This is a genomic window from Emticicia sp. 21SJ11W-3, from assembly GCF_024138715.1.
Classification (GTDB): domain Bacteria; phylum Bacteroidota; class Bacteroidia; order Cytophagales; family Spirosomataceae; genus Emticicia; species Emticicia fluvialis.
This window is the reverse complement of sequence record NZ_CP092074.1, coordinates 3045750-3071166: the sequence shown is the minus strand read 5'-3', so window position 1 is coordinate 3071166 and position 25417 is coordinate 3045750. Positions and strand designations below refer to the sequence as shown.

Genomic DNA, 25417 nt, shown 5'->3' with positions numbered 1-25417 from the left:
TGGCATTTGGACTATTGAAATACCTGCTTTTAAGATTGTTGTAATTTGTTAAATTATTTAAGTCTATAGAAAAAGCAGAAGTGGTTTTATAGGTATTTTATATGAAACTGATTCGTAGGTCTGTTTTAAAAAAGCTTGACTATTTCACATGATAAAAACACTTCGATTCATTTATTATCAGACCAGATATTTATTTATTTCTTTTTCCATTTCAATCAAAAATGGTTCTCTTTCTAACAAGTACTCTTCGTCTTGAAAAGAATATTCTTGAGGGTGACCTCTAAACTTAAATACAAAACTCAGCTTTAATCTGAAATTATCCATATTAGTTAAAACAACTCCATGATCTCCTTCATCAAAAGTATGAAAAAACCACATATATGAGCGTTTGATAGAAAGTTTCTTAATCGCATTGAAATCTTTTAGAAATTCAGATACAATATTTTGAATCAGTTTTTCATACGAAATTTCTGGTTCAACATCAACTGCAAACCAAAAAGTATCTCCTATTAGCTTTTTGCCTAAGGTTGGAAATTCTATGATACTATCCTCATGAGCCCTATTTTCATGGTTTTCCTTGAATTCAATTTTAATCATTTTGTCTTATCTATTGGCAGTTTAATTCTTTATCCAGATAAAAATAGATGATTAAAGGATAGTTATTGATTATCAATCTTAAAATTTTTATAATGGTCGGTTGGGAATATAGGCTCAATATGATTTTCTATCAGTGTATCATTCTTATTGCCGTCTTCTCCATAATCAACTCTTCTACTTAGGCGACAGTCGCAGGGAGGATAAAAATCCCAGACTTTCACTGGCTTACCATGGTCATAGAACCCTTTTAATCGAATACATTTACTATCACAATTGTAAACTATATACTCTCCATGATAAGTACTGTCGACATATTCCTTTTTAGAATAAAGTTTACCATCTGAACCAAAATACATACAAGGTCCATTTAGAATATTATTATTATACGACCTTATAACTCCAATTTCACCATTGTCTTGGTATTCGATCCACATACCTTTCTTTTTATTATCAACAAGCATGCCCATGGGTTTCTTTTCACCATTGGCTAAGGTTTGCCATTTTATTTCTGTTTTTTGCTGGCTATCATGGCACGATAGCAGCATTACAGACAATAACATTAAAGAAAACCTGATTATACGGTAGTAGGGGGATGTTTTTATCATTCTTAAAAAATTATCATTCTTCAGCTAATTCTTTATTAAGAAAAGAAATAATCCTATCGATATCCTTAATCATTTCATTTTTGTTGACATTAAAAGCCGGGAGGTCTTCAACGAAATTGTCATTAGCCGTAAGTTTCAAAGGGCGACAATAAGATGGAGATGCGGCTGGTATGGTATCAAAATAGCCGTAACTTAACAGATACTCTCCGTTTTTAACCAAGAGTTTAAAAGACCCAAGATATTGATCGGAAAAATCAAAAGGTAAGTAAATTTCACCAGAAGCAAGTCCTGAAATCTGATTTTTCCAGCTTTTGAAGTTTTCTATCTGATTTTCCAGAAGGACATTTTTCTTTTCCTTGATTCCGGTATCAATTACAAAGAAGTAGAAATCTGAATATGCTTTAAATTTCAAATCTTTAATTTCTAATATAAATTTATCTTCCTTGTAGTCGATTGATAACTCCAGCATATTTTTATGGCCGATGGGCTGTTTCTTATACATTTTCTTACTCCTGACTAGAATCAATGTATCAATCCAATTTGGATTTGTCCAGAGTAAAACAATAGAATCAGGTGTAAAGGATAATGTTTTATATTTATAGCCTTCTAACATAAAAGTAGAATCATTCTCATATTTCCAGGTATGGCTAGTAATGACATCGTCTACCTCAAATGGTTCAAGTCTATCCTTTCTATGATTATATAAGTAATAGTTGCAATCTCCGTCCCAGGAAAGCTCATAAACACCTTCCTTTTGAAATATTTCATTTGGTTTTTTGAATTGGTGTTTAAAGGTTTTATAGTCAGATTTATACAAATCCCAATGGGTAGTTCCAAACCTTGTTATTAATATGGTCTCTTTATGAAAGTAGAAAATAGACACTACGGCAAGAATAATAATTATGGATAGCAATTTTAGGGTTTTCTGGATTTTCATATTCAATTGAAAAAGCTCATGAAACGCTTCGACGATGCAAGAACAAGGATTGTTTATATCGCTATTTAAGGTGGGTGTCATTCAGCTTTATTTCTGTGTGTCTGCAAATGTAATACGTTGGTTTAGTCATTTACTCTTAACGTAAAATTTGATTGTTCTTTACATTTCAAATCTTTAGTTGTCAATAGAATTTCCCCTCTTTGCAATAGATTGATAATTCTAACATAATGAGGTGGTTTATGTAATTCATTATACTAAAAATTTACTATTAATTTCAACTTACCATTACTGACATTTTTATGATAATACGCAATTCTTATCGTATCAACATATACATTGGATAGGTACTCAGTACAGTGATTAGCACCTTTTATGAGAGGTATTTTTTTGCGGTATTCGGGACAGTCTGCTCAAAAGTAATTTGAGCGTCACGATTAATGTGCCCGTTAACAATAAGCCTGGCTGAATAAGCATGGCTTCTTCTCTCTATAAAAAGATTGGTATCCTTTGAGGCATCTATTTCTATAGTCTGAGTTTTAGATTTGTGTCTGCGTCCGGTAAACAAGCTTATAAAAACTAAAACAATTAAAATTCTCATTTATCCAGGTCTTGTGTTATTATCAGCAATGCCTTTCTTCCATATCATCTTCTTCTGTTTCCAGTTTTTCTTTGGCACATTGGCTTGCTTCCATTTCTGTCGTTGGCCTGTCAAAGAACCATCTTCGCTGGGGGTCGGCGTAAAGCTTGTTTTTCTCAAATTGTGCAATCCAATTTTCAAATGCCGCCACAAGCGCGGGCTGTTCTATTATCTTATGTCCTTTGCTGATTTTAATCATGTCCTTCAGCTCATCCGGCAGGCGTCGTGCCTCAAGGCCAAAGTAATAAAAGTGGTCAGATAGCAACGCATTTTGCCCGCTTAAATCAGTTGGTGTGTGGCATTTGTCATGTGAACTCACTCTCAATACCGGCTTGCCCGAAGTATAATCGTAAATACAATCGCCTGCTTTCAGGTGCCAGTCATCTGCATACTTATTGCCTATTTTCACTGGCAAGTAATTCCTGCAGTACTCGTCATACGCTTGTAAGGTTTTTATGTCGGTAATTTTCATGGCATATACCAGGCTGTCTGAAAAATCAATAGGGCGCGTCCCTTTTTCAATCACCACGTTTTTTGAGCCGGTTCCAATCACCCAGTCGCCCACATGGGCAGTTCTTCTGATTACCGGTTTACAAATAGTTAGGGTACATATTCCGCCAAAAGGGTTGGGGGCAGAGCCATCGTCTAATCGCAGCACGTAGGAGTAAATTTTAGTCATTGGGTTGTTTTTTTGGGTGCGTTACTGATACATACCAGCTTAGTGAAGCGTAGAGTATTTTAGTCGGTTATTCACGGCCTAAAAATAAACAAAAAAACCTCACAATCAATTTGATTATGAGGTTTTAAATTTCTGTGAGCCCCCAGCCGGGATCAAACCAGCGACCTACTGATTACAAGTCAGTTGCTCTATCAGCTGAGCTATGGAGGCTTTTATTTCTGATTTCGTTACCGTTGTTCTGAAATCGTGGTGCAAAATTAATGGTTTCAGATATACAACGCAAGCCCTTTTTTGAAATATTTTTTAACAATTTCTTAACTCGTTGATGCCCAACGAGTTAAGAAATAAAATTTTTTCAGTTGGCTGCCACAATTATTTTCAGCTTCTGTTTTAGGTCGGCCAGTTCTTTTTCTGCGCCTTGTATCTTGGCTTCGTATTCGGCGCGGACCGCATTGGCGTTTTTAGAACGGGCAAAGAATTCGATATTGTTCTGCCAAAGGCTGATGTCGTCTTCCAGTTTTTTCATCTTCCGGCGTATATCGTTTTCTTTTTTGTCAAGCTCTTTAGAGTTGCCTCTGTCGTTTTTCAGGGTTACTTCAACCTCGTTCTGCAGCAGCATTTTCTCTTTTTCAGAGCCGCTCACACCCGAGCTGGCCTTTACATAGGCATTAATGGCATCTACAAAGCGGCGCTGAATGTTCTGCATCTCTTTGCGTGGCACAAAGCCGATTTCGTTATAACGGGCCTTGTAACCGGCCAGCTTGTTCAGGTCTGCTTCGCCTGCTTCAGCGGCTTTTTCAATTTCATCGCATAGCGCCTGCTTTTGTTTCAGGTTGGCTTCGTATTCCTGCTCTACTTCATTGCCTTTGGCACGTTTGCCGTTAAAGAAGGCATCGCAGGCTTTTTTGAAGCGATCATATATTTTATCCTTGAATTTCTCAGGCACGTGGCCAATTGTCTTCCAGGTTTTTTGTAGTTCTACTACTTTATCGGTATTGGCCGGCGAGTAATCGCCTGCTTCCAGAAGTGCTTCCACTTGCTCGCACAAAGACGTTTTCGATTTCAGGTTGCCTTCGCGTTCGGTTTCCAGACGGTTAAAGAAGTCGCCCTTGTTACGGAAGAAAGTCTTTAACGACGACCAGAACTCGCGGCTCAGCTCTTTGCCTTTGTCTTTCGGCATGGCGCCTTTTATGGCATTCCATTGGTCTTGCACTGCCAGCACTTCTTTGGTTTTGGCGTTCCATTCGTTAATGCTGTCGGTATTAAACTGCACATAGGCTTTCAGGTTGTCTACCAGGCGTTGTTTGGCCTGGAAAATCTCTTCCTGCAAAGCCCCGGCTTGCGACGACTGCTCTCTGCGTTTGTTGTGTATCACATCAAAGGCGGCTTTCAGGCGTTTCCAGAGTTCTTCCTGGGCTTCACGCTGTGCCGGGCCAATGTGTTTGTACTCTTCCAGCAGGTCGTTTGCCTGGCGCAGGGTAGCATTGCTCAGGCCGCCTTCTTCAAGGGTAGCGGCAATGGCTTCAATGCGCTCAACAATTTCGCTTTTGGCTGTCAGGTTTTTCTTGCGGTCCAGGTCTTTCAGTTCGTTCTGAATATGGCGGATACTAAAGTATCGGTCAACCAGGGCATTATAGGCCGACCACAGCGAGGTATTATGCGGAGAATTGACATTCCCGGCCGTTTTCCACTCTTCCTGTAGTTTCTTGAAATCCTGCCAGTTGCTTTTAGTGCCGCCTTGTTCTTCCTGCTCTACAATGTCGCGCAGGCGTTGCAGCAGGTTGGTTTTGCGCTCAAAGTAATCTTCTTTCAGGCGCTCTATTTTCTGGAAGAAACTGTTTTTAGCATCACGTATCTGGGCACTCAGAGACTCAAAACGCACCACAAAGTTGTCGTTTCTAAACTCAAAGCCTTCGTTACTTCCGTTGTCTGCAATATATTTTTTCAATGCCTCCGATTTCTCGCGTGCTTTCAGGTCGTCAAACAAAGGTTTGATTTCCTTCATTACGTTGTCGGCATTTCTTACGTCAGATACACTCACGCCCTCGGCTTTAATTGAACCCAGCAGTTTTTCGCCCAGGTCTACAAAATCCTTTTTACCAAAATTGCTGTAATCAACTTCTTCGGCTGGTTGCCCGGCTGTTTCTTCTTCTGCCAGCTCGAACGACTGCGGCAGCTCTTCAACAGCGGCCTCTACAGTCTCAACCGGCTTGGGCGATACCTCAACCATTACAGTCGGGTCGTTGCTTACCACAATTTCTTCTAATGGGCTTTCGTCGGCACCCAGCACAGGGGCTTCGGCTTCACCGTCAGTAGTAATGGCAACCACCTCAATGGGGGTTTCTGTTTGTTCCGTTGCCGGAGTTTCTGCATTTTCGGCAACAGGGGCTGCATCTTTCACCTCTTTTTTGCTTGCTTCAACAGGTTCGTCGGTCGAAGTGTCGATGGAATCATTCAGTTCGTTCATAATTTCTTTAGAGTCTACTTGTGTAATGGCCGGAGCCTCTGCCTCTTTCAAAGTTGAATCTTTCTGTTCGGCAGCATCAGTAACGGGTTCTTGTAAATCTGAGTCTATGGGCGTCATTGGTAATTAAAACGATTCGTAGTAAGGCAGAATGTTTTTATTAGATTTGCAAATGTAATAAATATAAAAATACTTTTGCCTAACAAACCACAGTGTGAAATTATATTTTTACTAACCGGTAAAAAACCTGCGGTTTTGTATCTGAAAAAACAAAATTTAATGCAATTAAATTACTACAAAACCCGAAATTTGTGCCGCCACCTACACCATTGGAAGGCCCGGCTGATGTTTCTGCTACCGCCGGCAACCCTGCAAAAACAGGTGGTTCTATATAATTAAAAACGAAAAAAAAGCCCAAAACGTTGCAAGAAATGAATAAAAAAACTGATGTGGCCTCGCTTCGGCTTAACTATGTACTCAACGAATTGCTTGAAGAAAATGTTTTGATAAACCCTTTCAAACAATTCGAAAAATGGTTTCATGAAGCTCTGGAAAACAATGTGGCAGAGCCAAACGCCATGCATCTGGCTACGGTGTCTGGCGGTAAGCCCCACGGCCGTATAGTTTTGCTGAAAGGCTTTGACGACACCGGCTTTGTGTTTTATACCAATTATGAAAGTAACAAGGGCCGTGAACTGGCCGAGGTGCCTCATGCCTCGATTACGTTTTTCTGGACAGCCATGGAACGGCAGGTGCGCATTGAGGGGCGGATTGAAAAAACGAGTGCGGCGGAGTCGGACGAATATTTTCAGCAGCGCCCGCGGGGCAGCCAGATAGGCGCGTGGGTGTCGCGGCAGTCGAGCATAGTAACCAGAGAAAGCCTTGAAGAACGCACCAAAGAACTGGAAGAATGGTATGGCGATGACGTTATCCCGCGGCCTCCGCACTGGGGAGGTTACCGGTTAATACCCGAAAGTATTGAGTTCTGGCAGGGCCGCCCCAACCGCCTGCACGACCGCCTGTTATTTACGAATGAAGGTGAAGATTGGAAAATTGAGCGTTTAAGCCCGTGATTTTTGAATTGATATTTCGAATGAGTTTGGTAGAGCCGCATTGCATGCGGCTTTTTTTGCATTTAAAACACGATGGATTTTTATTGGGGTTGATTGAGAAACGACATTAATTCCGTGGTGATTAATTGAGTCAACAGCCTGATTCTACGATAAGCCGCACGCAGTGAAGTTATAATAGCGTTTATGAATCATTTTTAAATAATGTAATTAAATTGAATTTCGTAGAGCCGCATTGCATGCGGCTTGTGGCCTATAAAGCAAGGTAGATTTTTATTGGAGGAAAGTTGAAAAATACCAATAATTCCGGTTTAAATAATTGTGTCAACAGCCTGATTCTGCGTTAAGCGGCAGGGAGTGCAGCTTAACGAAAATTATCAAAACAATGAATCCTCATTCCATTTAAACGGATTATCAATAATATATTGTCTGATTTTCAAATATTCTGTTTCTGATCGAATAATATGTTCATAATATCTGGATTGCCATTCAAATTCGATACTATTCTTCCTGGCATAGCTTGTTACCGCCCCTTTAAAACCTCCGATTATAGATGCCAGATTTTTTGATTGTACTGAAAACTGATTTTTGGTCTCAGCGTTAGGAATTGATTTATTAAAATCGTTTCTGCCAATGATTATTATGCCATGAATATGGTTAGGCATTATTACAAATTCACCTAATTCAATATTCATGTCAGGTCTTAATTCCTGTATCTTAAACCATTCAGCATGAGCAATATTGGCTATTTCAGTTGATGTTAATTGACCTGATGCTATATTGCCAAAATAATATTTTTTATTTTTTGTGCAGATAGTTACAAAGTAAAACCCCTCAAATGAATAATTCCATGATTTTAGTCTCACTGTGGGTATTCGATATTTGTTGTTATATAATTCGCTCATGTAATTAGTAATTGTCCCTAAAAATAACAAATAAATTAATTTAATAAATTACAGATTATTTTTAATTGGGTAGAGCCGCGTTGCATGCAGCTTTTTGCCTTTAAAGTTAGGTGGATTTTTATTGGAGGATAATTGAAAAATGTAATCAAATCCGTTGTAAATATTTAATTCGATATCCTAATTCTACGATAAGCCGCACGCAGTGCGGCTTAACTAGTGACAGTATGAAACGTATTTTGGCGCTAATTGATTTGTGCGCCATATAATATTCTAACAGACTTTCCTATGTACATACACCACCGCCCGACAAAGGGACATTTGCATTTACTGCCGCTGTAGGCACAGCGGCTTCATCAACTGCCATAGCAGCGGAAAGCAATTAGTACGATTGCTTTTTCGCTAATCTAATTCTTTTTCTAACTCCAAAACTAATGGATGAAAATCGTCTCTGATTACAGAGTTTGTTCTAAGATTATTATATCCAAAACACCATACATAAGGACTGTATAGTCTGCTTTTCAATTCTTTATAACTTAATTTCTCAATTTTGACTGTCGTGTTTTCATCCCACTCATCAGCAAATCCAATTATCATTTTCTGAATATTGCTTATACTCAAAGTATCAAAAAAATTAAATAACTTCGGTTGTTCACGACTTTTATTGTACCATTCTCTAGCAATAAAATAATCAGAAACCTCATATATAACTGGATACGAATAGAAGGTATCACCCTCAACATAGTTACCTTCAATAAGTATTCCTGTTTCATATAACGTATAGTATTTTTTCAACTCGACGATTCCCATTTCCGCTTCTATATTGTATCGCTTATAGTCCCAAACCAATTTGAGTCCATTAGCTGATGCCATTTCTTCAATTGTATTGGCATCTTGTTCATTATAAACTCCTACAACTATAATATCCATTAACTACTTGCTTTTTATTGATAGAGTTTCCACCTTAATCACTAATTGCCTGGTTCAATATTTAAAAGGGTTTTTCTTCTGACTGACTTTAAATCGATTAACGATACTCTTGATAATCTTCAAATTCCCAATATCCAATTCTGCCTACTTTCGTCCCAATTTCTCCCCAAGTGTCACCATGGATATTTTCAATGTGCTTTTTTAGTTTATTATAAATTTTCGAATAGTTGTATTCAAAAACAATTAAATGATGTCGTCCAAAAATAATATCAGAATCCTGATGGTTTTCTATTAGCCATTGAGGAGTACAAAGTTTAATATCAAAACTTTCCTCGCCGCCTGTTTTTTCTTCTCCTACAATTAGTCTTATCCAAATACCAAAATTGTTATAAACAGCAGGTTTAAAATCTTTTAATAATTGCATCATATCAATAGTATATAATTCTTTCAATACTGCTCTCATGTAAATTTTAACTTATGGATTAATAATGTATAAATGACCATTCCCTTGAAATTGTCAACCTGCAACTGTTTTCCATTCAAAATTGGCTTGTGTTTCCCCTGACTTAGGTTTAAAATAAGGTGGTCTAAAAATACGCAATTCATCTGCACTCACAAGTGCTTTACCATCGCTAGAAATACGATATCCAACACCGACCCAAGACTTACAGGCTGTCATTGCTTCATCATAAGTCCCACTTCCCAAACCGAAATTTCCTTTCCATTTTGCAGAATCTTTAACTATATCACTTACTTTTGCCCAGATACCTTCTTAGCGGTTCTCGCTCATCAACATACTTTCCAGTTTGTTTTTATATTTTATTTCATCATAGAACTTCTCATCAGGGATAGTATCAAAGCCCATATTATCATTGTTTACTTCAGAAACGCCAATGTAACCATCAACATCGAATTGGATAACATAAAACTTTTCATTATGCCAGATATCTAGCATTATTGCACCCGAATCGAAACTTGTAAATTCGTGCTTTATGCCTCTTAACTTTAATAACTCAATCGTAAAATGAAATAGTCTTAGAATATTTTCCATATTTATTTACTAAAGAATAGATTACCTGTATTTCTCTCAAAAATAATGTTAATAATGTAGATTGTTAATCATTGGAATAAAAGTCAACAATAGAATTAATCTCTGGATTTGTATGAATTTTGCAATTCTCCAGAAATGCTTTTAACATATAGTCAAATCCTAAATAATATAGTAAGTCAGCTGTTCTACTATATGCCCATTCTTGCTCTGATTCCGAATCTATTTCATTAAGTATTTTATTAATGATTGCATCCAAATTTGCTTTTAACCAATTATTGTCTAGTTTCTTTAGTACAAATCGAGCAATCATCAAGCCTGTTGGATTATCAAGTAATGCGGCTTCAGTAATTTCATTAATGAAGATTTTAATAAACTCTTGATCTTCAAAATGTATCAAGCTGCAACAAAATGAAAGAAAATGCCATCTTTCTGAAGGATTATTAAAAAATTCAAAGGCTAAATCTTTGAATTTTTCATCCATTAGTAATTCATTTCTTTGCCGATATAAAGTTTGTTGGCCTTTTTTATAATTCTCCCAATTTTCGCGAGTTTCATTTTCTTCCTCCATATATTAATTTAATCAATTTAAATTTTTCAAGAAATTCTTCAACTGTCATATCTTTAGTATATTGTTCCGGTAGTCTCCTGTGTGCGCAGGCCACTGCTCAGAAAAGGGATTTCTATGATAAAGACAAAGAACTAGTTCAAGGAAAAGTTAAATTTTTCTTGTTTGCGAATCAGCGCAGAAACTATATGTAAAATTTTGTTTCTAACAGCATTCAAAGCCGACATTTTGCTTTTATCTTCGGCAAGTTTTCTTTCATAATATTGCTTAATAGGTTGACACCATTTGACCGTAGATAGCGCGGCCATATGCAGTGCTTGCTTTAGTTTTTTATTAGCCAGATGTGAAACTCGTGGTGTATTTTTAAGACTACTCCCTGATTCTTTTTTAAAAGGTACTACACCTGCATGACAAGCAATTTTTCTTGGATCAGAAATCGTTTCAAAGTTATTAGTTGCCGTAATCAGGGCAATGGCAGTTTGTTTGCCAACACCTGGAATACTTTCAATCAAATCCTTGTTATTGTCAACTTGCAGATCTTCTTTGACTATTTCATCCAACTCTTTGTCAATTTTGGCAATACTTTTGGCTAATCCTGCTATTGAATCCTGTAAGGTCTTCTTTAAAGATGCATGGTCTTTTGTAGAAACAAATCCCTTCATTTCATTGACATGCCGTTCTATCTGATGCTTCTGTTTGAGTAATAATTGTCTAGCAGATTGTAAACGTTTCATCTTTACAACCACTTTATTATCAGGTTTATATATCCTGATTGTTGGAAGATTCTTTCTTAAATACTGGGCAATTAGATACGCATCAGCACTATCTGATTTCTCTCGCCTAATACCCTTTGAGTTAGCAATGTCTAGGGCATTAGATACCACCAAATCTAATCCTTTTTCGACCGCATAAACTTTAAAAGGATTTGAATAGATACCCGTATTTTCCATCCCAAATAATATCGAGCCTAAGTCTTTATACCCTGCATTCTTCAGATTTTTTAACAAACCAGAAATGTCTTTTGCTGTATTGTCAATCTGCCCATTTAATAGAACTTTGTCCATTGAATCAATTAGCGAATAATCAATCGTCAATTTTGATACATCCATTCCTAAAAATAATGTCTTGGTTTTCATATCTTTGTAATAGTTGAAGAATAAGAAGTTGGTTTCGATAGATTGACACATGTCTTTAATAATAGGGTCGGTAGCCCTGAATTTCTATTTGTGTTGACTATCGAAGTAGCGAGGGTAGGACTATATCCCCTTATAGGCTCCAAGCCTATGACTCTAATTAGTTTCCCTACCCCCCACAACTTCTATAATTGTTAATCTTACCAAAGATAACCTTTCTTGGTTTTGTACAGCTTGCTTTTCATTTACAAATCTAAAAGACTCTGTCGCGGTGGTGGATTCTTTATCCGACGAGTAGAGACAGGGCATTGCCCTGTCTCTACCACGGGTGTTAACCTAGAACGGTGAGGCATTTAGCTGCCAAATCTATTTTTTAATCGTTACCATCATCCATTTGCAAATTAATATCATTTCTGGTTTTGGCAATTTGGGTTGTCTCTTTTATTCAATGCAGAATCAATGGTTAATCCTTTCAATTTTATCTTCCACTTAAATTCGTATACACTAACTGGAATAATACTTCCCCGCGCGCTGATTTTCTTTCAGAATTTATTAAATTGCTCTGCAAAACCACCTTATCTTCATTGTTTTAACCTGCTATCTATTCAAACCATGACCTACGACTACATCATTATCGGTGCCGGCTCGGCCGGATGTGTGCTGGCAAACCGCCTGTCAGAGAACCCTGCCCATCGGGTCTTACTGATTGAAGCAGGCGGGCCCGACAAGAAACCCGAGATACATATTCCGGCCGGATACGCCAAACTGCACCGAACAGAGGTCGACTGGGGCTATTATTCTGAGCCGCAGGCGCACGTGCTGAACCGCCGCATTTACCTGCCGCGTGGCAAAACATTGGGTGGTTGCAGCTCTACCAATGCGATGGCCTATGTGCGTGGCAACAGGGAAGACTATAACGATTGGGCCGATGCAGGCAACGAGGGGTGGAGCTACGAAGAAATTCTTCCGTATTTCCGGAAGTCGGAGCATAACGAGCAAATCAAAAATTTCTATCATGGTCAGGGCGGGCCATTGAACGTCACCTTTGCCACGCAATACAGAACCCGCTTTACCGATGCCTTTGTGAAGGCCTGCATTGAAAACGGTTTTGCCGACAACAAAGATTATAACGGCGAGCGGCAGGAGGGGGTGTCGTTCATGCAGTTTACCATTAAAGAGGCACGCCGGCACAGTGGCGTAGGGGCATTTCTGAAACCGGCCATGAAACGCCCGAATCTGACGGTGTACACCCATACCCTTGTGAAGCAGGTATTGATAGAAAACGACAAAGCCATTGGTGTAGAGGTAATACGCGGCCGAAACAATACGGAAAAGATTATGGCTGCCCGTGAAGTAATCCTTTCGGCGGGGTCGTTCAATTCTCCGCAGTTGCTCATGCTCTCTGGCGTGGGCGATAAACACGAACTCAAAAAAGCAGGCATTGCCTGCAAAAAAGAACTGCCCGGCGTAGGCAAAAACCTGCAAGACCATCTCTTTATGGGTGTTACGGCGTTGTCTCACCAGCAATGGGGGCAAAATCACCACCTGTCGCTGGTTAACCAGGCAAAGGCGCTGGCGCAATATCTGTTGCTGAAAAAGGGCGTGATGACCATCGGGCCTCTTGAGGCGGTGGCCTTTGGCATGACAGATGACAGCCCGGATAGGGTTGATTACCAGTTTCATTTTGCAGCCGTGCAAACGGGCGATGATTACACGGTAGATATGTATGACGTTTCAACCTATCCGCACAATGATGGCTACACCATTCTACCCACCTTGTTGCGCCCCAAAAGCAGAGGGTATGTGGGTTTAAGAAGCAATAACCCAGCCGATGCACCGGTTATACAGCCCAATTTCTTATCTAAAGAGCAAGACGCAATCACCCTGCTGAAAGCCACCAGAAAAGCCATTGAGGTAATGAACGCCAAAGCCTTTGATGCTTACCGCGACCGGTTGATTACCCCTCCCGACAGCACCTCAGACGATGGCATCATGCTGCACATTAAAAAACAACTGGAAACCGTTTACCACCCCGTAGGCACCTGCAAAATGGGTACGGATGAAATGGCCGTGGTCGACGATCAGCTGCGTGTAAAGGGCGTAGAAAACCTCCGTGTAATAGACGCCAGCATTATGCCCACCATCGTATCGGGCAACACCAATGCCCCTGTTTATATGATAGCCGAAAAAGGAGCAGATCTGGTACTGAGGTAGGGTAGCTTGAAGGAAGGGTTAGCAGGTAGAGATAAAGCCTTGCCTCTACCTGCTAACAGATTCATTTTTTTGTATCCTTATCTGCGGTTTCACGCCCGGTAATACTAATTGCTGATTGGCGGATTAAAGGTATTATTGGCCGCATAGTTAATAATGGTCATGGGGCTTGTCATATTGGAGGGGAGTTCAGAACACTTATCCATCGTGAAAATCCTTTGGCCGCCAGCTTCCTGCAACACAGCCGTGAGGCAGTCTTCCACCGAACAGTTATTCCATTGTCCGCCGATATGATTCCAGGTATCAAACCCAACCTGGCAGAAAATGGCACCGCAGTTAGTGTAAACCGTATTGACGGCATTCTTGCCTACAAAAGGTTGGCGGGGGTCTGGTGCCCATCCAAAGCCGATACCATAGCCATATTTAGCAGCGTTTTTGGTTAGGTTTCTGTTTTCGTCAAAAACAAATACGTTATAGGCCACGCATGCTTCAAACGTGATGTTATTTCCTGCCGCGCTGAAACCGCAACTCTGTTTGTCTTGCGGCACAATAGCAAAGATGTTTTGCACCTGGCTGTATTGTATGGTAATGTTGTTGCCATACACTTCCAGCCCGGTGGCTTTGGCACCCGTGTTGGTGGGGCAGTCGCCGTCTACAATACCAATGGCGCTAAAGCCTGTAACTGTAATATCATCTGATTCAAAAATCGACATCCCATGGCAATCATCGCAGCACCCCCTCAGGCTGATAGCCGTACAGTTTTCGTATGTCAGGTTTTTGCAGGCGGTTGGTAAAAAGCCTAAAACAGTGTGGCCAAAAGTGGTTGTTTTTCCCTGATAATACGATCGGAACTTGGTAGCAAGGCAGTTGGTAGTTGTTATATGTTCGGAGAATACATAACTAAAACCTGTAACGGTACCGTCATTATTTATCAGATGGCTTGTCTGGCAATCAGTAACCCGGGCATGGGTTGATACAGATAATTGAATACCCGCATAAGCAGGCGCAGTAACGTTGGCTCCGCTTACCTGGCAGTTTTGCAGGGTAATGTTTTCTGACAGCTCAATGTATATGCCCGAGGCCGTTACGAGCGGGTCGTTGCCCAGGTAGCTGTATTCAGAGCCTTGCACGGCAACACCGCTTATGGTTAGGTTATTGCATAGCGAGGCCGAGATGCCGTGCAGCAACATATCAACCACCACGCCGCTTTTTATGGTTATATTATTGCCTGTAATGTTGATTCCGATAACGCTATTGGTATTTATAACAGGCACGGCAACGAGGCTGTACCCCTGCAGGTCAAGGGTTACGTCATCGGCAATAATATCAATGGCAATGGCTGTTGCCTGTTGCCCGGGTATCCACGTAATAGTTTTCGCAAACTGGTAGTTTCCCGGTTTGTCTATCAATATCCCTTGTGGCGGAATATCACTTATCAGGGTATCCTGCTGTATCTGCGCCGCCGTGTTCCTCACCCGTTCTCTTTTCTGTCCGGCCTTTTGAATGTATTTTTTTACAAGTTCTTCCAATTGCCCGGCTTTGTGTTTCAGGTTCCCGGCTATTCTGTCAATTAGTGTGTTTAATTGTTTCGTTTCCATATATATTGAGTTTAAATGATTCGTTGGCGTCCGGTAAAAAACAAGAGGGGTGTGGTTACACCCCCCCTGTACGCAATCTGATGGGCTCTTAAAACGCCCTGTTGAAATCAAGTGTCTGCCCATCATTGGCACACACCGTAATCATTCTGCTGCTACCCGGTTTGAAGAATGAAACCGTCAGCGTTTTGGGTACGCCGTAGGCGATGTCAAACCCGTAGGTAAACTGGTTGAAGAATGAACTGCTTCCTACCACCAGGCTTGAATTAGCAACCGACTCAAGCGTGAAAATCTGCAAGGCTTTTGTAATGTCATAATAGACGGCTGTGGTGCCATAGTAAGCCGACACAATTTCGAAATGATTGGGTACCAGATCAAGTGTAATGGTTGTACCATCTACCGCCGATTTTTTTAAGGTAACTGACGGGATACCATAAGTAAAAGTAATGGTAAGCGATTTCCTTGTACCGGCGTCAGGGTCTGGAATATTGAATGTTGCAGAATTAACCAAAACAGAGGCTGTTCCAACGGCACTGTTTACAATGGTTTGTACTTGTGAAGTTACATCTACGGCGTTGATATTGCAAGAACCATAGAAAGCGGATAAAATTTTCATTGTTAATTGTTATTTTAGATTGAATACCTACTCGTATGGCTTTTCGGTTTTCGCCCCCGTTTGGGTAGTTTAGGGTCTTTTTTTTGTCACAATGGGGTGGTCAGCCCTTTTCAGAACCGGTTTGGTATTCTATTTTTTACTCATTGTTGAAAACCCTTGGCATAGGCAACCCTGCTGAAAACAACGGTGTTTTCAGAAAGAAACTGCTTACATCAGATGTAAGCGTGCATCGGTCATTCAGGCAATAGAACAGCACAGAAACCAGCGCGCCGCGCTATGCTTTGTTTTATTGGGTAGGTGATGCAGGGTTCCGTTTTTTATAACTACTCCTTCGTACGCCCGGAACCCTGTTTCTGGTTTTTAGATTAGCCCTTAACAACGGGCAAAAGATGAAGGTTCAGCTATGTTTTTTACTAACGTTTTTCAGTATACGCTATCTGCGCTTAATCCCACGGATAGGTTGAATAAACATAAGCGGGGTCGGTACTCATTGCTTCTGCGGGTAACTGCGTAACCGCCGGGTCAGGGTTATTCTGCGAATTATAAATGTTAAGTACGGTCTGGTCGTAGATGTTTGCAATCATCATCAGCCTTGAGCGGTCAGGGTCAATGTTGCCCTTATTAGTGCCGTCTAAATCCTGGCAGTCGGCATACACCTGGCCGCTGGTAGCGCTTTGCTTGGCCACGGTGGTGCCATATATTAAAGAATGATTTAATGAAAGCCCCCTGTTGACTATCATATAGGCCGAGGCCACAATGCCGGTTCTGTCGTGTCCGCTGGCACAATGTATGTAGTAAATATAAAAATTGGGGTTGGTGTCTTTCGGACACATCCAATCGCTAAGTTGTTTTACTGAATCCCAATCGAATACATCATTACCTGGTTGTGTATGTGGCTCAATCTGCCAGTTACACATCTGGTTTTGTGTGGTGTTTGATGAATTATCTGCAGGCACCCACGTTTGTGTATTTAACTGATTTAATGAGGTGCCGCCAAACGACTCCAGCTCCCATAAAATAGATTGCCCCTCGCTTTCCTGGCTTTGCAGGCATACATCTCTTAAGGTATAACTCCCTTGCGCCGGAAAATCTTTATTACCTGTCTGGCTTATGTATTGGTTTTCCATGTAAGTATGCAAACTACCGAAATCGACTGCCTGCTGCCCGTTATCAGCGGTTGGTGCGGCAAAGGGCGTGTTACCTCTGAACAACATGGTTTGGTGTTCGGGGCGATAATCTACCAGAAAAACCATAGCTTTGTTGAGTACCTGATACAATGAGTCAATACCGTCTGACGGCCCGCTTGTTGGCTGCGTAACGTTTAAAAGGGTAGGCAGGCTGCCTGTTGATTTTGCCGGTATGATAGAGGTATTATCATCCGGAAATGAGCCGGAGGAATCCTGCTCCCATTGAGTGGTATTAAGAAAAAAATTGATGTGGCATTCGGCTGTTTCCTGTGCCCCACCGTTGGCAGCGGGATAGTTAATGGTAATAATTCCTTCGGCATAAGCGCTGCCGTTAGTGATGGTAAACGCCTGCGATGCCCCCGTGCTTGGTGAAACAAGTGTCAGGCTTGTTTGAGAGGTTGTGTTACCAGTTAAAGTAATTGAACCAGACATAAGCGTCAGCACGGTAGTGGTACTGGCTTGCGGCGCCAAAAGGTATTGGCCGCTGGTAACGTTGGTAGTAGTATTCATAATTAGTTTTCATGTTTAGATTTGTGCACAGCTTTGCCAGTTTTTAATGCTAAGAAACCAGTATGGGCAAACAACTTTTTTTAATGAACTTTGCTTTTAATGGCTTTTAAGTGCTTAAAAAAATTTCAGGCTGAATTGTTGCACCGAAATTAGAAAACATTTTCATTTTTTTAGCATATACGTTCATATACTTATTATTCGGTAAGTGAACCTTTGAAATGCTACCTTTTAATAAGTAATTGCAAAAGCGGAGAGAAGAGTGCAGCAATAAGAAAAAAATAAACCGGCTAAAGACAAGTCGGGTAACTACATGATTATCAGCAATAAAAGCAGAAATATAAAGCGGGTGCCAGCCACCGGTTGAAGTGGCCGGTACCCGCCCTTATTTTAGTTGGCATTAGAAGCTATAATAATAACAAGTGTTGAAATAGCGGTACCGATACCCCAGTTTTTCCAGATTTTTTTTGATTTTATCTTTTTTGCCTGTGTTTGGTATCCTCTGGCGTAGTCGGGGTTTTTTTGGTAGGCTTCCATATTGGGTATGCCCAGATTCTTGACCTTCGGTGTGGTTGAACTACACGCAACAGCCGGAATAAGCCCAACCAAACCATTAATTAACAAAGAAGTAAGCAGGGTACCTGTTTTACCGCTGTTTTCGCCGTTATAATAAGTCAGTGCGTCGGCCATGCCTTTTTCGTAGGTATAGGCTGTTGCATTACCCACTGGCGATACAGAAACGGCACTGGTTTCAACATAACTTTCGGCGGTTTGCACTTTCTGGTCGGCAAAAATATCTTTCTGGCCGTTTTCATATTTAATCATCACCACTTCACTTTTCAGCTTGGTGTAGGTAGGGCCGCTCAGATTGTCGAATTTCAGATAACTGATTTCCTTGTCTTTTACTTCTTTTACTTTGGCTTTTATTTCTTCGCCGTTTTTCATGAAAATAATGTCTTGGGCGTAGATACTCGTAGCAAACAGGCATAAAACAATGCATAAAATGTGTGTAGGTTTCATAAAAAGGTATTTGTAAGTTGTTTAAAAAAATTGCTTTTTCATGCGCGTTTATCGCTTGCAACGCATTGGTATTACAAAAATACAAATTTGTAATCCGGAAGCAATTTAGAACCTGAAAAGATAATAAATAATGATTTTTGTCAGTCAGAAACCCGCTCAGCAGCAGGCAAAACCTACCCCGGTATGAACTATACGTTTATAAGAAATTGTTAAGCTGAAAAGGCCACCAAACAAGCCAGACCATGAACACGCATCTGCAAACCCATTGGGAAGAGGTATATGCCAGCAAAAATTTTGAAGAAGTAAGCTGGTTTAAGCCTGTACCCGCCACCTCCATTGAATTACTGGAAACATTAAACCTGCCTAAACAGGCAGCCATATTAGACATGGGCGCAGGTGAAAGCCGCTTGGTTGATTACCTGCTGGCGCAGGGGTATGAAGATATTACGCTGGTTGATATTTCAGCAGCGGCACTACAAAAAACCAGTGCAAGGCTGGGCCACAAAGTACAGCGCATCCAGTATATAACGGCCGACGCCGGAAATTTTGTGGCCCCCCGCAAATATGATTTCTGGCACGACAGGGCTACGTTTCATTTCCTGACCGACACCACCGCCCGACAACATTATATTGAAAATCTGGCTCAATCGCTCAATCCCGGCGGGTATGTGCTGCTGGCCACCTTTGCCGAAGACGGCCCCAGAAAATGCAGCGGCTTAGATATTTGCCGGTATTCGGCCGATGAACTGACTGCGCTTTTCAGCGCGTTTCTGCGCCCTGTTAAATGTATCAAAACCGAGCATTTTACACCTTTTGATACCCTGCAAAGATTCACTTTTTGTTTGTTTCAGTATCAGAACCAATAAAAAAAGCCATTAGCGCGCACTTTGGGCAGGCTAATGGCTAAAAGATTAGGGCATAAGCACCAGTATAACACTTGCCAACGTGATACAAACCAGATGATACGCGCTGCTGATAAACCCATACAAAATAGGGTGGGGAATATTGGGGTTGACGGCAATGTTTACCGTATTGGCTGCCAGATACCCAAAACCCGCTAATAAAGCGAACTCAAAACCACCGCTGAGCGTGGTTATGTTGAGCGCTTTAATCAGAATGGCACTTGTGAGCGTTACAACCAGCGTGCAAATCATGGGCCCTACTATAAAAATTGGTGCATTGGGCAGGGTTTCGTTGACTTTGCCTAACGAGGCTTTGTAGGGTTTAACAAAAATCACGGTAAACCATAAGCCGCCTAAAACACAATATACTACAAAAGCGATGGCCACACCGAGCCAGTTGAGATTTGATAATTGACTGATCATAAGTTTTTGTTTTTTTGGATGATGATGCAAAACTATCATCGCCCAAAGACAACCTTATGTCAGGGGTGGGCAGGCTTATTGAAATTTTTCAAAAAATTCCTGCAATGTCATTGGGTGAGGCTTAAACTGTTCGGTCAGCACTTCCAGTTTATTGATGCGGTCAAGGCGGAAATACCTGAAATTTTTACGCAGCCGGCACCAGGCTATCAGTAGCCAGTTTTCGCGGGTGCTTACCAGCGCAAAAGGCTCAATGAGCCGTGTAGATGTCTCCTGAGCCTCGTTGGTATATTCTATACTTGCCAGATAAAAATTAGTGAGCGCATACTGCAGGTCCGATAACACACTGCTGTTTCTTTCCCGGTAAACAATCTGGTCGAAACGTGTCCGGGCAGTCAGCAGATTGGCCTTGTCTTTCTGGCTGGTGCGCAATACGGCCTTTATTTTATCTATGGCCCCGGTATAATCTTTAATAAACGTAGTGTCGTTGTTTTTCAGCACCAGCTGTTCGGCCAGTATCAGGGCATTGGCCTGGTTCTCGGTAAACATAATGGGTGGTATGCGGTAATCTTCCATCAACGAGTATCCCTTGCCTTCTTCCGTAATAATAGGCACGCCTGCTTCTTCCAAAGCGCGTATATCACGGTAAATGGTTCGTACACTCACCGAAAACCTGGCAGCCAGCTCAGTAGCTGTCAGCAAACGCTTGGTTTGCAGCATGGTTAAAGTTGCGGTGAGGCGCGATAAGCGTTTGGTATCGTTTTCGTTCATTTTTAGGGTTTTGTAAGGAATATTTCACTGAAGGATTATTCGCTATTATTTTCACCGACTAAAGTGGTACGCCACCCGGTCGGCGTCTATCAAAACAAAGGTCTTTTTTATAAGTGATGCCGACTTAAGTCGGCTGTAAAATAAAAAGACATTTGTTTTGATAGCCGGTGAATTTATTCACCGTACGCAGATTAAGAAGAATTTTAAGGTTCACCCCAGATACCGCTTCCGCAACAAATGCATCATGTGTACATTAATGCCCCATTGGTCGGCCAGCGGCTGGCGGGTGTAGGGTAGGGTTGGCAGGTAATTCGGCGGGCCAAATTCCGTCAGTATGGTCAGTACCTCGCCTGATTTCACTTTGTATTCTACCACTTTATCCCACCAGGCTAGGTGCGCTTTTACGGCGTTTTCCCACTCGGGCGCGCGTGGGTCGTTTACCTGCGGCCCTTCCTGATGCCCGATGCGCGAATGGATATGGTCTGCCCTTGCCAAAGCTGCCTGCACGGCTTCGGCCTGGTCTTCCAGCAGGGTTTCATGCACATTGCACCAGTGCGAAATGTCAAGCGTCAGGCGCAAGGCCGGGTTTTTCTCAATAAAATTGTGGGCTATATGTGCTGCAAAGAGCATTCGCCCGCGGTGGGTTTCGTGCAGAATTTTAATGCCGCTTTTCTGCGATGCCTCCGTTGTATGGTCAATAAAAAGTTTGTTCTGCTCGTAGCTGAAATAGTCTCGCCCGCTGTGGCAGTTGATATACAAAGGCCGAACCGGCGACGCCACCGCCGCATTAATGGCCTTTTTGAAGGTCTCCAGATGTTCTTTCGGGTCTTTCTGGTGGCCACCACACAAAAAGCCTACGTCAAGCTGGTGTTTGGCAAGGGCGTTGAACAACTCCTGCTGGTCTTTCTTTTCATTCGGCCACCAGACCTCAATGCCATCGTACCCCTCTTTTTTTGCGGCGGCACAAAAGGCATCTGTGCTTCCGGCAAAGCCCCAGTTGGTGGCCAGTATTTTCAGTTTCAGGCTGGCAGCAGCCGGGGCCTGTGTCTGAGCCGCTATCGACTGTATGCTGCCCAGCATTATGCCTCCCCCTACGCTTGCTTCAAAAAAATCTCTGCGGTTCATGGTTTAAAATTTCAGGTTGAATATTTCCGGCTCAAATTAACAAAAACTTGTTTATAAACCACGCTGGCACGCAGGTAAACCGCAAACCTGAAGGGCTTTTAAGCCAGAGCCTCAGAAATTAACCATCAGATGCACGCTGAACTGCGGCAGGGCTTTCAGTTCGCCACCGCCTAGGTTCTGATAAACCGGGATCTTGTAAGACACCCCGGCGCTGTAACGTTTGTAGTACGTTTCCAGCCCTGCGTGTGCCAGGGTAGACACCCCACCGGTTTCGGTATTGCGCATGCCCTCTTTCAGGTCGTGGAAACCGTAATCTACCAGCGCCCCGGCATTAGGCATAACAGAAAACATACCCCAGTTTTTAGCATAAAAAAGCGTCAGCGAGCCATTGATGCGGTTGCCAAACCGGTAATGCTTGTTGCTGCGGGTGGCTATGCGGCCGCCAATTTCGGTATTCAGCCCCCAGCCGTGCATTTTTATGGTGTGTATGGCGCTCAACAGAAAATCGGTGCTGCCCGTACCCAGCTGAAAATTAGGGTTTATTTCGTTATCATAGCCGTATTCAAATTTTCCGGTGGCCAGTTTTACGCCTCCGCCAATCATCAGGCTCTGGTATATATGGCTGGTTTTGGTGGTGTCCAGAAAAGTATTCAGCACATTTACGTGCGCCAGCACAATGGCGTCGCCCAATCCGTTTTTGTTAGCTTCGGTGCCACTGTACCGTAACACCTGGTGGTTGCTGTTATAAGGTACAAATACCATCAGCTGCACATTTTTAACCGGATAAAACCGCCCCCATAATTCGGCGGTCTGGTAGGTTTCGCGGGTTTTCAGCATCACGCTGTTCAGGTGAGAGTCGAAAACGCGGCTGCGGTATCTTAAACCCACAAACTGAGACCCCGCCCTGGGCAAAAGACCCACAAACGCACTGCCATTGGCACAGCCGCAAATATCGCAGGCAAAGGCTGGTAACTGGCTGGCCAGTAGTATCAGTATCAATAGTTTTTTCATCATTAACGTCCGTTTTGCTGCCTGCCTATTGGTGTCTGGCAGCGGTGTATTTTAAATGCCAAATTTTTTATTGGTCAGAAAATCGTCATCGGTGAGCGTTTTCAGAAACGCCTTTAGCTGCGCTTTTTCGGTATCGGTAATGGCTATGCCGGGTTTCGCGTTCTGTTTCAGCGAGGCATCGAGCGTGGCCGAATTTACCATGCCGCTTCTGTAATGTTCCAGCACGGCATCGAGGCTGTAAAAGCGGCCGTCGTGCATGTAAGGGGCCGTTACGGCAATGTTGCGCAGGCTGGGTACTTTAAATGTATAGCGGTCGGCATCGGTTTGGGTTATGCGGTGCCGCCCGGTGTCTTCCTGGTTATAGACCGGCAACCCGTTGTTACGATACGACTGGTCTGTAAAAAGCGACCCCGTATGGCATGAGGCACATTTCTGCTCAAAAACGGCCATTCCGGCCAGTTCGTCGGCTGTCAGGGTGCCGCCCGGTTCTTTTCGCACATATTTATCATACCGAGAATTGGCCGAAACCAGCGTAAGCATAAATTGCGACAAGGCTTTCAGAAACCTTTCTGTGGTAATTTCGGGCGTGCCGTAGGCTTTTCTGAACAGCTTGGCATATTTGTCTTTCTTGCGCAGTTTGTTCAGCACATTGCCTAGTTTTTCGTCCATTTCAACGGGGTTTTCAATGGGCGCAATTGAGAACAAGTCAAGGTCAAACACACCACCATCCCAGAAAAACTCCCGCTGAAAAGCCATGTTCTGTATCGGTGGGGCATTTCTGATACCAATCTGGTTATCAATGCCGTGGCTCAGGTCATGCCCATGATGCGTAAACGCATAGGGCTGGCTGTGGCATTCGGCACAGGAAATGGTACCATCGCGCGACAAATCGCCATCAAAAAACAACGCCTTGCCCAGCTCAAAGCCATCGGCGGTAATGGGGTTCTTCGAGAAATCATAGATGGGTTTCGGAAAATTGGCCGGAACCGCAAACCATTCTTCGGGCCTGATTACCCCGGAGCTACCTTCCGAACAGGCGGCTCCCAGGTAAACAAGGCTGCTTAAAGCCAGTAGATAAAACCTTTGCTTCATGCGGGGCATCAGTTATGAACGTGGTCTACCATAAAACTTTTGGCGTAGTTTTGCGCTATAACCGTACCCGCCGACGGCGCATGTACCATATAGGTGGTGGCTAAGTTAATCTGGTTTACGGCGCTGAACACCTTCTGCACATCATTAATGATATGTATCTGCGGCGCCACATTGCCTCTTACTTTAGCGGCCTCGGCCATAGGCAGGGTAATGGTTTGCAGGTTGTTGGGGGTTTTGCCTGTCATGCCGCCAAAGCCGCCCACATGAAACTGAAACTCGGTCATGTTCATCATATTGGCTGGTATGGCCGTCGACTTACCCTCCATTTTAAAGAATATATAGCCCGAGTTCCACGACCAATACATGCTGTCGTCGCCGTAAGAAGAGGGGTCCAGCACGCCTTTGCGCTGGCTCACGTCTGATACCGACTTCAGGCTGTCTACGCCAATCACATAAGAAACCGACGTATAATTGCCCGCCGGAATGTTCTCCAGTTTAATAAGGTAAGAGGTGGGGTCTGCGTGTTTCACCAGAAAATACTTGTCGGTTAATTTTACTACCGAGCCGTTTTCGTTTTTAAGGCTGATGTTTGACACAAAGTAGTTAAGGCGCGTAATGGTGAAGTCCTGATTCAATGCGTTTTTGGCAGTAGTAGTACCCAGCACCAGTTTCTGGTCGCCCACGCGGTTGTCAAACTCAAGGGTAACGGTGTTTTTATCGTTAGGGTTGATGTCATCTTCTTTCTGACATGACACCACAAAAACAGCAACAAAAAAGGCAATAACAAGATATGTGAGATTTTTCATTTTTCTGAATAATTAGACAGCATCGGGCCGGGCAGGCGCAGGCCTTCCACAACCGTGCTTACGGATGTTTTAAGAAGTAATATAATACAAAAAGGTTAGCTCCGGCAGCTTTACCGGGCATGGAATGATAAAAAACAGAGAAGGGGGGTGTCAGACTACCGGAGGATGAAAAACGGCACTGGAGAAGTCGACAGTGGCCTGAATAGAAACAAAATAGTTTTGCACGGCGGCGGGAATGATTTCGACCTCGTTGTCAAAAACAAAGGTGCCCGGGGTGCCTACACTATTTATTTCAATGAGTTTTTCAATAAAGCTGCCCAATGCGTTTTGCTCTTCTTTCTGGTTTTCGGCATTGATTTTCCTGGCCAGAAAACACTTGCCGTCGCAATGCAGTTCGGGGCGGTTTTTATTGATACAATAGTTTTTGATGATGAAATCCTTACGGAACTCGTAGTCGAGACATATAAGCGGCACAATCAGCGACTTCACCATCACGGCCGCTGAAAGGAACACAAGCGCTATTTGCCTGAATTGTAACATAGCCCCAAAGATACACATAAATAAAATGCCTGATACCCCAAACG

Annotated in this window: 25 protein-coding genes and 1 tRNA gene; 3 read left to right on the top strand and 23 right to left on the bottom strand. The window is 42.4% G+C overall.

What is annotated here, in order from left to right; all coding sequences use genetic code 11:
- Nucleotides 1-177: 177 nt before the first annotated feature.
- The 6 genes from MB380_RS12980 to MB380_RS12955 all read right to left on the bottom strand — a co-directional run bounded on the left by MB380_RS12980 (nt 178) and on the right by MB380_RS12955 (nt 6039).
- Nucleotides 178-597: a hypothetical protein gene (locus MB380_RS12980; protein ID WP_253523374.1), complete on the bottom strand. Its 420-nt coding sequence runs from the start codon at nt 595-597 to the stop codon at nt 178-180.
- 62 nt (nt 598-659) lie between these two features.
- Complete coding sequence (locus MB380_RS12975) at nt 660-1202, bottom strand: toxin-antitoxin system YwqK family antitoxin (RefSeq protein WP_253523371.1); 543 nt, start codon at nt 1200-1202, stop codon at nt 660-662.
- A gap of 13 nt (nt 1203-1215) precedes the next feature.
- Nucleotides 1216-2220, bottom strand: coding sequence for a hypothetical protein (locus MB380_RS12970; RefSeq protein ID WP_253523367.1), 1005 nt, complete (start codon nt 2218-2220; stop codon nt 1216-1218).
- Between the two features lie 539 nt (nt 2221-2759).
- Nucleotides 2760-3455 (bottom strand): hypothetical protein, encoded by a 696-nt coding sequence (locus MB380_RS12965; protein ID WP_253523364.1) that lies wholly within the window; start codon nt 3453-3455, stop codon nt 2760-2762.
- A gap of 137 nt (nt 3456-3592) precedes the next feature.
- A tRNA-Thr gene (locus MB380_RS12960) sits at nt 3593-3665 on the bottom strand.
- 145 nt (nt 3666-3810) lie between these two features.
- On the bottom strand, nt 3811-6039 hold the full coding sequence (locus MB380_RS12955; RefSeq protein ID WP_253523361.1) for a DUF349 domain-containing protein: 2229 nt from the start codon (nt 6037-6039) through the stop codon (nt 3811-3813).
- A 311-nt stretch (nt 6040-6350) separates the two neighbouring features.
- Here MB380_RS12955 and pdxH point away from each other — a divergent pair, with 311 nt between their 5' ends.
- Nucleotides 6351-6992: a pyridoxamine 5'-phosphate oxidase gene (pdxH, locus tag MB380_RS12950; protein WP_253523358.1), complete on the top strand. Its 642-nt coding sequence runs from the start codon at nt 6351-6353 to the stop codon at nt 6990-6992.
- Between the two features lie 374 nt (nt 6993-7366).
- On the opposite strand, the gene MB380_RS12945 is transcribed toward pdxH, so the two are convergent.
- From MB380_RS12945 to MB380_RS12920, 6 genes are all read right to left on the bottom strand, one after another.
- Nucleotides 7367-7894, bottom strand: coding sequence for a transposase (locus MB380_RS12945; RefSeq protein ID WP_253523325.1), 528 nt, complete (start codon nt 7892-7894; stop codon nt 7367-7369).
- Between the two features lie 399 nt (nt 7895-8293).
- Nucleotides 8294-8821: a hypothetical protein gene (locus MB380_RS12940; protein ID WP_253523322.1), complete on the bottom strand. Its 528-nt coding sequence runs from the start codon at nt 8819-8821 to the stop codon at nt 8294-8296.
- 97 nt (nt 8822-8918) lie between these two features.
- A complete protein-coding gene (locus MB380_RS12935; protein ID WP_253523319.1) occupies nt 8919-9284 on the bottom strand; it encodes an immunity 8 family protein in 366 nt (121 codons plus the stop codon).
- A gap of 309 nt (nt 9285-9593) precedes the next feature.
- The gene (locus MB380_RS12930) at nt 9594-9776 is read right to left on the bottom strand and encodes a hypothetical protein (RefSeq protein WP_253523316.1); all 183 of its coding nucleotides are present in this window, start codon (nt 9774-9776) and stop codon (nt 9594-9596) included.
- Between the two features lie 160 nt (nt 9777-9936).
- On the bottom strand, nt 9937-10440 hold the full coding sequence (locus MB380_RS12925) for a hypothetical protein (protein ID WP_253523313.1): 504 nt from the start codon (nt 10438-10440) through the stop codon (nt 9937-9939).
- Between the two features lie 131 nt (nt 10441-10571).
- Nucleotides 10572-11573 carry an IS110 family transposase gene (locus MB380_RS12920; protein WP_253523137.1) on the bottom strand — a complete coding sequence of 334 codons (1002 nt, stop codon included), beginning with the start codon at nt 11571-11573 and terminating at the stop codon, nt 10572-10574.
- 609 nt (nt 11574-12182) lie between these two features.
- On the opposite strand from MB380_RS12920, the gene MB380_RS12915 reads away from it, so the two are divergent.
- Complete coding sequence (locus MB380_RS12915) at nt 12183-13784, top strand: GMC family oxidoreductase (RefSeq protein WP_253523310.1); 1602 nt, start codon at nt 12183-12185, stop codon at nt 13782-13784.
- Nucleotides 13785-13888: 104 nt separating this feature from the next.
- On the opposite strand, the gene MB380_RS12910 is transcribed toward MB380_RS12915, so the two are convergent.
- The 4 genes from MB380_RS12910 to MB380_RS12895 form a co-directional block, all read right to left on the bottom strand.
- The gene (locus tag MB380_RS12910) at nt 13889-15379 is read right to left on the bottom strand and encodes a hypothetical protein (protein WP_253523293.1); all 1491 of its coding nucleotides are present in this window, start codon (nt 15377-15379) and stop codon (nt 13889-13891) included.
- An 88-nt stretch (nt 15380-15467) separates the two neighbouring features.
- Nucleotides 15468-15992 (bottom strand): hypothetical protein, encoded by a 525-nt coding sequence (locus tag MB380_RS12905; RefSeq protein ID WP_253523291.1) that lies wholly within the window; start codon nt 15990-15992, stop codon nt 15468-15470.
- Nucleotides 15993-16435: 443 nt separating this feature from the next.
- Nucleotides 16436-17689, bottom strand: a complete 1254-nt coding sequence (locus tag MB380_RS12900) for a hypothetical protein (RefSeq protein WP_253523288.1) — start codon at nt 17687-17689, stop codon at nt 16436-16438.
- 387 nt (nt 17690-18076) lie between these two features.
- A complete protein-coding gene (locus MB380_RS12895) occupies nt 18077-18706 on the bottom strand; it encodes a hypothetical protein (protein WP_253523285.1) in 630 nt (209 codons plus the stop codon).
- Between the two features lie 242 nt (nt 18707-18948).
- Between MB380_RS12895 and MB380_RS12890 the strand changes: the two genes are divergently transcribed.
- Nucleotides 18949-19572, top strand: a complete 624-nt coding sequence (locus MB380_RS12890) for a trans-aconitate 2-methyltransferase (protein ID WP_253523282.1) — start codon at nt 18949-18951, stop codon at nt 19570-19572.
- A 45-nt stretch (nt 19573-19617) separates the two neighbouring features.
- On the opposite strand, the gene MB380_RS12885 is transcribed toward MB380_RS12890, so the two are convergent.
- The 7 genes from MB380_RS12885 to MB380_RS12855 all read right to left on the bottom strand — a co-directional run bounded on the left by MB380_RS12885 (nt 19618) and on the right by MB380_RS12855 (nt 25373).
- The gene (locus MB380_RS12885) at nt 19618-20031 is read right to left on the bottom strand and encodes a DUF1761 domain-containing protein (protein ID WP_253523279.1); all 414 of its coding nucleotides are present in this window, start codon (nt 20029-20031) and stop codon (nt 19618-19620) included.
- A gap of 75 nt (nt 20032-20106) precedes the next feature.
- Nucleotides 20107-20799 (bottom strand): YafY family protein, encoded by a 693-nt coding sequence (locus MB380_RS12880; RefSeq protein WP_253523263.1) that lies wholly within the window; start codon nt 20797-20799, stop codon nt 20107-20109.
- Between the two features lie 210 nt (nt 20800-21009).
- Entirely contained in the window at nt 21010-21924 is a 915-nt protein-coding gene (locus MB380_RS12875; RefSeq protein WP_253523260.1) for a sugar phosphate isomerase/epimerase, read from the bottom strand.
- Nucleotides 21925-22035: 111 nt separating this feature from the next.
- A complete protein-coding gene (locus tag MB380_RS12870; RefSeq protein ID WP_253523246.1) occupies nt 22036-22938 on the bottom strand; it encodes a hypothetical protein in 903 nt (300 codons plus the stop codon).
- Between the two features lie 48 nt (nt 22939-22986).
- Entirely contained in the window at nt 22987-24027 is a 1041-nt protein-coding gene (locus tag MB380_RS12865; RefSeq protein ID WP_253523243.1) for a cytochrome-c peroxidase, read from the bottom strand.
- 8 nt (nt 24028-24035) lie between these two features.
- Nucleotides 24036-24833 (bottom strand): MbnP family protein, encoded by a 798-nt coding sequence (locus tag MB380_RS12860; RefSeq protein WP_253523240.1) that lies wholly within the window; start codon nt 24831-24833, stop codon nt 24036-24038.
- 150 nt (nt 24834-24983) lie between these two features.
- Nucleotides 24984-25373 carry a hypothetical protein gene (locus tag MB380_RS12855; protein ID WP_253523237.1) on the bottom strand — a complete coding sequence of 130 codons (390 nt, stop codon included), beginning with the start codon at nt 25371-25373 and terminating at the stop codon, nt 24984-24986.
- Between the last annotated feature and the right edge of the window lie 44 nt (nt 25374-25417).

Excerpts from the sequence above, each read along its gene's own strand:
- MB380_RS12940 (WP_253523322.1), bottom strand. The coding sequence starts at position 8,821 with ATGGATATTATAGTTGTAGGAGTTTATAATGAACAAGATGCCAATACA.
- MB380_RS12920 (WP_253523137.1), bottom strand. The coding sequence starts at position 11,573 with ATGAAAACCAAGACATTATTTTTAGGAATGGATGTATCAAAATTGACG.
- MB380_RS12870 (WP_253523246.1), bottom strand. The coding sequence starts at position 22,938 with ATGATGAAAAAACTATTGATACTGATACTACTGGCCAGCCAGTTACCA.
- MB380_RS12880 (WP_253523263.1), bottom strand. The coding sequence starts at position 20,799 with ATGAACGAAAACGATACCAAACGCTTATCGCGCCTCACCGCAACTTTA.
- MB380_RS12865 (WP_253523243.1), bottom strand. The coding sequence starts at position 24,027 with ATGAAGCAAAGGTTTTATCTACTGGCTTTAAGCAGCCTTGTTTACCTG.
- MB380_RS12975 (WP_253523371.1), bottom strand. The coding sequence starts at position 1,202 with ATGATAAAAACATCCCCCTACTACCGTATAATCAGGTTTTCTTTAATG.
- MB380_RS12935 (WP_253523319.1), bottom strand. The coding sequence starts at position 9,284 with ATGAGAGCAGTATTGAAAGAATTATATACTATTGATATGATGCAATTA.
- MB380_RS12860 (WP_253523240.1), bottom strand. The coding sequence starts at position 24,833 with ATGAAAAATCTCACATATCTTGTTATTGCCTTTTTTGTTGCTGTTTTT.
- MB380_RS12905 (WP_253523291.1), bottom strand. The coding sequence starts at position 15,992 with ATGAAAATTTTATCCGCTTTCTATGGTTCTTGCAATATCAACGCCGTA.
- MB380_RS12885 (WP_253523279.1), bottom strand. The coding sequence starts at position 20,031 with ATGATCAGTCAATTATCAAATCTCAACTGGCTCGGTGTGGCCATCGCT.
- MB380_RS12890 (WP_253523282.1), top strand. The coding sequence starts at position 18,949 with ATGAACACGCATCTGCAAACCCATTGGGAAGAGGTATATGCCAGCAAA.
- MB380_RS12910 (WP_253523293.1), bottom strand. The coding sequence starts at position 15,379 with ATGGAAACGAAACAATTAAACACACTAATTGACAGAATAGCCGGGAAC.
- MB380_RS12925 (WP_253523313.1), bottom strand. The coding sequence starts at position 10,440 with ATGGAGGAAGAAAATGAAACTCGCGAAAATTGGGAGAATTATAAAAAA.
- pdxH (WP_253523358.1), top strand. The coding sequence starts at position 6,351 with ATGAATAAAAAAACTGATGTGGCCTCGCTTCGGCTTAACTATGTACTC.
- MB380_RS12855 (WP_253523237.1), bottom strand. The coding sequence starts at position 25,373 with ATGTTACAATTCAGGCAAATAGCGCTTGTGTTCCTTTCAGCGGCCGTG.
- MB380_RS12930 (WP_253523316.1), bottom strand. The coding sequence starts at position 9,776 with ATGCTAGATATCTGGCATAATGAAAAGTTTTATGTTATCCAATTCGAT.
- MB380_RS12915 (WP_253523310.1), top strand. The coding sequence starts at position 12,183 with ATGACCTACGACTACATCATTATCGGTGCCGGCTCGGCCGGATGTGTG.
- MB380_RS12875 (WP_253523260.1), bottom strand. The coding sequence starts at position 21,924 with ATGAACCGCAGAGATTTTTTTGAAGCAAGCGTAGGGGGAGGCATAATG.
- MB380_RS12955 (WP_253523361.1), bottom strand. The coding sequence starts at position 6,039 with ATGACGCCCATAGACTCAGATTTACAAGAACCCGTTACTGATGCTGCC.
- MB380_RS12965 (WP_253523364.1), bottom strand. The coding sequence starts at position 3,455 with ATGACTAAAATTTACTCCTACGTGCTGCGATTAGACGATGGCTCTGCC.
- MB380_RS12970 (WP_253523367.1), bottom strand. The coding sequence starts at position 2,220 with ATGACACCCACCTTAAATAGCGATATAAACAATCCTTGTTCTTGCATC.
- MB380_RS12900 (WP_253523288.1), bottom strand. The coding sequence starts at position 17,689 with ATGAATACTACTACCAACGTTACCAGCGGCCAATACCTTTTGGCGCCG.
- MB380_RS12980 (WP_253523374.1), bottom strand. The coding sequence starts at position 597 with ATGATTAAAATTGAATTCAAGGAAAACCATGAAAATAGGGCTCATGAG.
- MB380_RS12945 (WP_253523325.1), bottom strand. The coding sequence starts at position 7,894 with ATGAGCGAATTATATAACAACAAATATCGAATACCCACAGTGAGACTA.
- MB380_RS12895 (WP_253523285.1), bottom strand. The coding sequence starts at position 18,706 with ATGAAACCTACACACATTTTATGCATTGTTTTATGCCTGTTTGCTACG.